Origin of the sequence: Pricia sp. (assembly GCF_041745955.1) — a bacterium.
Lineage (GTDB): Bacteria > Bacteroidota > Bacteroidia > Flavobacteriales > Flavobacteriaceae > Pricia.
Genome location: NZ_JBGTHY010000333.1, coordinates 1 through 8285, shown reverse-complemented (window position 1 = coordinate 8285; position 8285 = coordinate 1). Strand labels below are relative to the sequence as shown.

The 8285-nt window shown below is 46.3% G+C and carries 8 protein-coding genes and 1 pseudogene; 3 read left to right on the top strand and 6 right to left on the bottom strand.

Annotated elements, in window-relative coordinates; genetic code table 11:
• Positions 1 to 232, bottom strand: a pseudogene (locus ACEW8S_RS12305) (DUF1800 domain-containing protein); the annotation flags it as partial.
• A 204-nt stretch (positions 233 to 436) separates the two neighbouring features.
• Here ACEW8S_RS12305 and ACEW8S_RS12300 point away from each other — a divergent pair.
• Positions 437 to 799 carry a YraN family protein gene (locus ACEW8S_RS12300; RefSeq protein WP_373518444.1) on the top strand — a complete coding sequence of 121 codons (363 nt, stop codon included), beginning with the start codon at positions 437 to 439 and terminating at the stop codon, positions 797 to 799.
• Between the two features lie 235 nt (positions 800 to 1034).
• Positions 1035 to 1694 (top strand): aspartate kinase, encoded by a 660-nt coding sequence (locus ACEW8S_RS12295; RefSeq protein ID WP_373518443.1) that lies wholly within the window; start codon positions 1035 to 1037, stop codon positions 1692 to 1694.
• A gap of 114 nt (positions 1695 to 1808) precedes the next feature.
• Here the strand turns inward: ACEW8S_RS12295 and ACEW8S_RS12290 are convergent, their stop codons facing one another.
• Positions 1809 to 2129 carry a hypothetical protein gene (locus ACEW8S_RS12290; protein WP_373518442.1) on the bottom strand — a complete coding sequence of 107 codons (321 nt, stop codon included), beginning with the start codon at positions 2127 to 2129 and terminating at the stop codon, positions 1809 to 1811.
• Between the two features lie 68 nt (positions 2130 to 2197).
• Between ACEW8S_RS12290 and ACEW8S_RS12285 the strand changes: the two genes are divergently transcribed.
• Positions 2198 to 2446 (top strand): hypothetical protein, encoded by a 249-nt coding sequence (locus tag ACEW8S_RS12285; protein ID WP_373518441.1) that lies wholly within the window; start codon positions 2198 to 2200, stop codon positions 2444 to 2446.
• Positions 2447 to 2589: 143 nt separating this feature from the next.
• Here ACEW8S_RS12285 and ACEW8S_RS12280 read toward each other — a convergent pair whose 3' ends face one another.
• The 4 genes from ACEW8S_RS12280 to ACEW8S_RS12265 all read right to left on the bottom strand — a co-directional run.
• Positions 2590 to 4518 carry a CocE/NonD family hydrolase gene (locus tag ACEW8S_RS12280; RefSeq protein WP_373518440.1) on the bottom strand — a complete coding sequence of 643 codons (1929 nt, stop codon included), beginning with the start codon at positions 4516 to 4518 and terminating at the stop codon, positions 2590 to 2592.
• Between the two features lie 144 nt (positions 4519 to 4662).
• Positions 4663 to 5940: a serine hydrolase domain-containing protein gene (locus ACEW8S_RS12275; RefSeq protein ID WP_373518439.1), complete on the bottom strand. Its 1278-nt coding sequence runs from the start codon at positions 5938 to 5940 to the stop codon at positions 4663 to 4665.
• Between the two features lie 255 nt (positions 5941 to 6195).
• The gene (locus tag ACEW8S_RS12270) at positions 6196 to 6600 is read right to left on the bottom strand and encodes a hypothetical protein (RefSeq protein ID WP_373518438.1); all 405 of its coding nucleotides are present in this window, start codon (positions 6598 to 6600) and stop codon (positions 6196 to 6198) included.
• A gap of 71 nt (positions 6601 to 6671) precedes the next feature.
• Positions 6672 to 8285, bottom strand: a 1614-nt coding sequence (locus ACEW8S_RS12265; protein ID WP_373518437.1) for an insulinase family protein, incomplete at its 5' end; no start/stop codon positions are given.

Here is an 8285-nt window from a genome sequence, read left to right as displayed (position 1 = left end):
AATTACTGCCGTTCCAATTGGCCCAGACCGGTGGGGCGATCGGCGCTTGGTTCAGAGCTTGGTTTACGAGGGAGTCTACCAGCGTGCCTGCGTTCATGCCGACCGCTTGGTCAATAGTCTGGGCGGAGGCACTGAATCCCAGTCTTCGATATAAATGAGCGGCCCTGGATGGATTCAAGGGCGTTGTGTACGGCGCCAGTGGGGCCGTATTGCAATTCACGAAGTATTCCATAATTTCAAGTAGGCTAAGGCCCTATCCGTGTTTGGGGAACGTAAAGGGTCGAGTTCTTAACGGATAAAGGTTCCTCATTAGTGTGGTCATTGGTGTATTTTCGACGTATGACTTAATAAATTGATCGGCATCTGCCAATTTATTCGGTAAGAAGGGTTATTTTTTCGGTGGATGGTAAAATGCCGTTAACAATCAGGGGCAAACATGGGAAAACACAACGAATTCGGCAAGGAGGGCGAGAAGATAGCCGCAGCGTATCTCATTGAAAAGGGATATACCATCCAACAGAAAAACTACCGCTACCAAAAGTCGGAAATCGATATCATAGCCCAAAAAGGGGGTATTCTTGCCATTGTCGAGGTGCGGGCGCGCAGCACCGATCATATCATTCCCATAGCTGCAACCATTACCCACAAAAAAATACAACTATTGGTCAGGGGTGCCAACCACTATGTAACTTCACGAAAGCTTGATAATGTTGAGGTGCGCTTTGATGTCATTACTATTCTTAAGAACAGCGCGGTCTTTAGAATTGAGCATTTGGAGAGCGCTTTTTATCACTTTTGATTGTTAGAATGCTCGATGCTCGATGACCGATTCCTGATTCCTTACGTGGTGTGAAAGACGAGGGATCATGGATGATTCGTGAGATTTTCTCTTCTCTGATTTTATTGAACGTGCTTGATAGATCAGTTTCTATGCGCGAAAAGCCAACATTTTTGTTTGGTAATTCTTTTCCGACCCACGTCAATTTGTTTTATTTGTAACAATCTGTTATTTTTGTCAATCAACCTCATTTTCAATGAAAACCATATCCTCTATAGTCGAGCAATACATCAGAAAGAAGCCATTTTTGCAAAGTGCTTTGGCTCAGGGTATTATCAACTTGACTTCGCTGTCACGCATCATAAATCCAGAAATCGAGCACGAATTGGGCAAGGAAGTCCGCAATGGGGCGATTGTAATGGCGTTAAAACGATTGTCCGACGATTTGGAGTTTCGTGCCACGCACAAGATTATCAAGGTATTAAAGAACATCGGTGAAATCACGGTCCGCTCTTCGCTGACGGATTTTACCTTTCTAGTGTCTGAATCCGTTTTAAAAAATCAAGCGCAGCTCTTGGACGAGGTGAACAAGAACAAAGAGGTGTTCTATACGTCTTCCCGTGGTGTGAACGAACTGAATATCGTGGTCAGCAACAGTCTTGATGCGACGGTCGAATCGCTTTTCGAAAAGGAGCGGTGTACCCAAAAGGCGGAAAACCTGTCCTCGATCACCGTAAAGTTACCCGCAGAAAACGTTTCCGTACCGGGCATCTACTATTTTATTTTCCAACGACTGGCTTGGGAAGGCATCGTACTTTATGAAGTGATTTCCACCACGAACGAGTTCACCATTTTGGTCGACGACGATCAAGTCGATGTGGCGTTCAAGACGATTAAGGATTTGAAGACGCTTTAGGAGTTTGTTGTTTGGAGTTTATTGTTTGGTGTTTGATTAAAAGGTGACTAAGTTAATCCGGGCATATCATAGATTGATTCAAAAGTTACTGCCAACCGCTACTGCCACTGCCCACTACCTTTTATCCTCTAAAAACTTCACAACCTCCTTATCGCTCTCCGGTTTCGCAATGATCCGTTTGTCCGTATCCAAAATAAAACTATAGGGCTTCTTTTCCAAACTACCGTTGATCCCCACTTTGTAGGTAAGGCTCTTAGTTTCGTTGGGATGGCCTACTAAAATCGTAGCATCGGCTAGGGGCAATATTTGGTTGGGAGCAAAACTTTGATGTTCTAAAAAATGGGATTCTTTTGCGGTTTCCGAAAGCCGGTTTCCGCTTCTGGTTAACGTATCGATGTAATCACGATCAACAATCATCCAAACACCGTTGCCCAAATATTTGACCCGTCCTGAAATGTGTATACAAAAATCAACAAGTATATGTATAAAAATGATGGATATGTATGACCATCGATGCTGTCTGTGATGCTTTCTCCTTAAAAAGAGATGCCTATTACAAATACCGAAATAGATTCGTCATCAAAAAACAAATAGAGAAAGATGTTGTACAGCTAGTACGAAAAAGTAGAAGAACAGTGCTCAGGGAAGGTACTAGAAAACTCATGAAGTCGCTATCTAAGGACTTTAAAGCAATACCTGAAAATTGGCAGGTACAGGCTATTCCGTATAATAACCATTGGGACTACAGCTGAAAAAATCCCGCCCGTCCGTCGGAATATTTTCCGAAACTTCCACACTTTCACCTTGCAATGCTACCCTCGAAAATAGATTATGTTTTAATAAGTTTTGCGGGGTCGGCCGAGGTAAGTACGTTATCGTAAATAGATTCGGTTTGTTAATCCTTAATCATCTCTTCCTCTTTCACCTGAAACGGAGCCGGTTGACAGCAATCCTGAGTACCCCCAACTTCGACGGTCGAAGACCCGAAGACGGTAATATTGGACTTGATAAAATCCTCTTCGTTGGCCTCATAGATGTTGTCCACATATTTCTGGGGATTTCGGTCGATGTAGGGGAACCAGGTACTGTGAATCTGCACCATGATACGGTGCCCTTTTTTGAAGGTGTGGAGAATATCCTGCAAACGGAAGTTAACGTCTTCAGCCTTGCCGGGAACAAAGGGCTCCGGTTTTTCAAAACTGTTTCTAAATCTTCCCCTGAAAACCTCGGCACGTACCAGTTGTTGGTAATCGCCCATGACAATATTATCGGGATTATGCTCGTAATTCTCATGATCGGGCGGATAGACATCAATGACCTTCACAATAAAATCGGCATCGGTAGTACTGATGGCGACTTTGAGCTTGGCCAAAATCTCCCCCGCCAGCGTTCTGTCCACAGTTAGCGGTTCGGTTTCAAAGGTAAGTACATCCGGCCGACGGGACGCCTCTCGCTGATCGTCGGACATGTATCTTCGGGGCGTGAAGGTCAAACCTTCGGTCTGGGAGGTATACGGTACGGGCTTTTTAGGGTCGCTGGTATATTCGAACTTCGCGGTTTCATCTATGGGGCCATTGATACTGAGCTTGCCGTTTTTGCCAAAGGCCAGACTTACGGCTTCTATGTTTTCGGGGGGCCATTGGTCGAATTTTTTCCATTCCTTCGAACCTGTATCGAACATATAGGCTTCGGGTAAGGGGTCCGTGGCCTCGTCCTTTAAGTGTTTGGCAAAGAATTTTTGCTCAATTTCCTTAAGAAAAAAGGTGGCGATACTGTCCCCGAAATAAATGTGGTTGTGTACGGTCTTACCTGTTTCCCGCGCCCATCCGCCGTGGTCAAAGGGTCCCATCACGATGGTATTTTCGGTTTTGGGGCTAGTGGCCTCGACGGTCTTGTAGATGTTCAGCGGGCCATAGAGGTCTTCGGCATCGAACCATCCGCCAACGGTCATAACGGCCGGTTTGATGTCGTTCAAATGGGGCAGAATGTTCCGTTTCTGCCAAAATTCATCATAGTTGGGATGTTCGGTGACCTGCTTCCAAAAGAAATTATCGCTATGGAATTTTTTGGTGATATTTTTGAGCGGTCCCATCCTAAGGAAAAAATCATAGGCATCGGGAGCCGGATTGTCATATAACCGCATCAGCTTGTCCGTATACCAAGGTTCGCGGGTCAGACTGTCCTTTTGATAGCCAAAAACCGCAAAGGCTGCCGTATAGCTTTCCAAAAAAGCGCCTTGATGATGGAAGTCGTCGAAGAAAAAGTCAGCAATCGGGGCTTGCGGCGATGAGGCTTTCAATGCCGGATGCGCATCGATCGTGCCCGCGGTTGCGTAATACCCGGGGTACGAAATACCGTACATACCCACTTTGCCATTGTTCCCCTTGATGTTCTTTACCAACCATTCGATAGTATCGTAAGTATCGGAACTTTCGTCAATATCCTTTTTGTTTTTCGGATTGTTTCCGGGGATGTTCGGTCGCATGTTGTCAAAAGTACCGTCGGACATGTACCTACCACGAACATCCTGAAAGACCAAAATATAACCGTCTTCCACCAGATATTTGGAGGGATATCCGGCGTATTGATAATCAGTGTAATTGGATGCATTGTAGCAGGTGCGGTTCATTAAAATAGGATACTTTTTGGAGGTATCCTTCGGGGTATAGACCACCGTGAACAGTTCGGCCCCGTCGCGCATGGGGATGCGGTATTCCTTCAGGTCGTAATTTTGCTTGAGTAGTAAGGAATCGGGATTTTGGGCATAGCACGTTGCGAACATCAGCAACATAATCAGGCAAAAAGGAATGCGTAGGGTCATCATTTTCATTTTAGGTGAAATCTAAATTAGTGAAACCCAAGACAGGTTCATAGGGTCAAGACGATGGATCGTGTATTTTTATTGTACGTATTGATACATCTGAAAATCCGTGAATTTGTTTTTGAAATATACAACCGATGTATACACTCAATCCCCTTTGGAATACTCCCCATAAACGGCGTCCCGAAATGCCTTATGCAATCCGATTTGGTCATAGGGCATTAGCTGGACGAACAGTACCGCAGTCAAATCATTGACGGGGTCGACCCAAAAGAGGGTGCTGGCCGCCCCGTCCCAAAAGAACTCCCCCACCTCGCCGTAGTTTTCCTCCGCGGAGGCAGGAGGCGCGGTTCGAACGGCAAAGTCGATACCGAAACCTACCTGACCTTTACTCGGCAAAAAGTGGCGTTCGGTGACGCTATCGGCCAATTGATTGGTGGCCATGAGTTTTACGGTTTCCGGTTTTAAGATCGTAACAGAATCCAAAGTGCCTTCGTGTACCAACATTTGGGCAAATTTCATATAATCGTCCACGGTTGAGGTCAGTCCGGAACCGCCACGGGTCAACGGCCATTTTTCAAGATAATTGGAATAGGTAATTGTATCACGTTCCAAGATGCCTTCGCTGGTTCTACGGTACAAAGCTGCAAAACGGTCTCGATCTTCTTGCGGGATAAAATAGCGAGTCTCGTCCATCCCCAATGGGTCAAGCACATGTTCGCGCACATAATCACCATAGGGTTGCCCAGAAATCCGTTCCACCAAAAAGGCCTGAACGTCTACGGAAGGGCCATACAACCATTGTTCCCCGGGACTGAAGGCCAAAGGCGTACTGCCCATCTTTTCCGCCATCTGTACCAATGTGTTTTCGCGGTTCAGGGCATCGGTTTCCGCTACTATTTTGCCGAGTCCGGTATCACCCACACCTCCAAAGCCGGCCGTATGTCGGGTCAGGTCACGGATGGTCATAGGTCGCTTCGGGTCTTCCAAAATTGGTTTTCCGGAAGCATCCTCGCCTGTGTAGACTTTCATATTGCCAAATTCCGGGGCGTATTTTGACAGGGGGTCGTCCAAATCGAATTTACCTTCTTCGTAGAGGGTCATCAAGGCAACGCCCGTTATGGGCTTGGTCATCGAATAGATTTGTACGATGGTATTTTGGTCCATCGGTCTTGACGCCTCGCGGTCGGCGTGGCCGAATGCGTTGTAATAGACCTCTTTTCCGTTTTCATAGATTAGGGCCGAAACAGCCGAGATGTTTCCTGAATCTACAAAATGTTGTAAGGTGGAATCTATCCGGGTCTTTGCGGTCTCGTCGATTATAGTTGTACTCTCTTCGGTCTGGGTTTCTGTTTTTGGTATTTCCTTGCAGGCGGAAAGGGAGAGGAAGAGAATCGCTACGAGGTAGAAAGGTTCTTTTTTCATGGTTTTTGAATTTAGGAAAAGTCGTGGAAAGGGGATATGGGATATTGAACTTATCTTGGGTTAATATTTTACCAGCGATTTGTAAAAATATCGGTTCCCGACAATAACTCAGGATGGGTTCATGGTGATAGTTTTACTTGATGCTGTCAAATTTGATGCTATCAAATATAGACTTTTAGAGCTGATTTCGATAGCTTTCACGAAAGTCTGTTAGGGTACGGCCCGAATTTTGGTGAATAAAACGAAATTAGTCTATTAAATGGGTCGATACTCAAAACTGGCCTTGACCACGCCATGATCGCTTGTACCGGTTTCTTTGTGGATGTCATTGTTCAGGTGGTCGTTGGTAATCTCCATTCCCTTGTAGGCCCAGACCCGTTTTCTGGAGGCATCGTAAAATTCCTGTGATACTTGAATATGGTCCAAAGATTCCTTGATGTTCTGGTAGATAAGGGTGTAGTAGACATCCCGTAGGCTTCGGTACTGTTCCAAGGTGGCAACGGTGTATAGTCCGGTGTCGGTACCCCCTTTGCTGCCGCTGATCAGATAATTGGGTTGGCCGGTCAAGATATTCAGGGAGTTGCTCAACCGTCCGTCATTGAGGTCGCCAATCACGACCAGCGGCCGATCTGTATCTTTCAACTCTTCGACGATAAGCATTCGCAGGGCAGGTTGAGGTTGTAGAGGTTAAAGGATGCAAAACGGAGCTGTGTTCTCGGTGCCATATCATTTTATTCAAAATCCGTATCCGAAACGTCTTCGTTGATCTTGACTTCGGTCACTTTGAAGTCAAAACTCTTCGGGCCGACGGTCTGGGCAAGGGTGAAGGGGAATTGAATTCCCGAAACCTCTTGGTAGTCTTTATAGTTTATGGTGCTGGTCATCTGTTGCCCGCCCATTTCGGCCGTGGTGATTTCCTGTACTTTGAGTCCGGTTTCCATATCGTAAAAGACGGATTTCTCTTCGGACAGTTTCAGTTTGTACGCTTTTTTACCATCGACGGTCTCCATACCTTCAAGGGTGATAGTATCATCCCCTAAATAATTCAGTTCGGGAAAGGGCACGGCTTCTTCCTTGATCTTTACGATTTCTTCCTCGCCCATATCCTTGCGCTGGCCCTGCATCATCATATAGCCTTTTTCGCCGTCGAATACCTGCTTGCTCATCGAATTGCCACCGACCTTGACATCTTGCATAAACTTGCCGTCGGCCGTTTTCTTCATTTCAAGGTTTAATTTCATGCCCTGCGTTTCGGCTTCCGCGGTCATGACATAAGATTCGATGCCGGATAATTTGTCCTTGCCACCGATGGCTTCGATGTATTTGTTCAGCACCTCGTTTACACCAATGCCTTTAGGTAGGGCGGCCGCTCCGTCCGCAGGTTTTTTGGTGGGATCGGCATTTTTATCGAAGTATTTTACGGGCACTTTTTTTCCATTGAACGTGATGTTCTCGAGATTGGGCAGCACTTCACTGGCCTTGCCTGTAACGACGATACGCGTGTTTTCAGGCTTGATGTATTTCTGAGCCGCTTTTTGCACATCTTCAGCGGTCACCGCATTGACGCGTTCGAGGTAGGTCGTGTAAAAATCCTTAGGAAGGCTTTCGGTTTCGATATCGAGCGCATATTCCGCTATGGTCTGGGGATCTTCCAAGGCCATGACAAAGCGGCCGGTGTACTTCGCTTTTGTATTTTCAAGTTCGGCCGCACTGACTGGTGACTTCCGGATGTTTTCAATTTCCTTCAAAAGTTCCACGACCGAACTATCGGTTACGGCATTACGGACGCTGGCGACCGCCCTAAAACGTGAAGGAGCATATTTGTCATTGCCTAAACGGGAATACGACCCGTAGGTGTAGCCCTTGTCCTCCCTAAGGTTCAGAAAGAGCCTGCCTTCGCCACCGCCGCCCAGTATTTCGTTGGCCAATAGTGCCGGAAGGTAATCCGGATCTTTCATTTTAAGGAGCACTAGGTTTTCCAAAATGATTTCGGATTGTACGGCGTTGGGCACGTTCACAAAATTGATCTGGGTATACAGCGCATCCGAGGGATTCGAAATGCCAAGTGATGGCGGAGTCCCTTTTGTCCAGGGCGTGAAATATTCCTCCACCAGCTTTTTTACCTCCTTAAATTCCACATCCCCCACAACGACCAAATACGCGTGCGCGGGCAGAAAGTAATTGGAATAAAACTTTTTGACATCTTCTAAAGTCACTTTGTTTACGGATTCTTCCGTAGAAAATTCACCGTACGGATGCCCTTTTGTGTAGGCCAAGGCACCACTTACATTGCCGGCGATGGCCTTAACATCCTTTTCCTCGGTTTTGAGGCCGGTCAACATTTT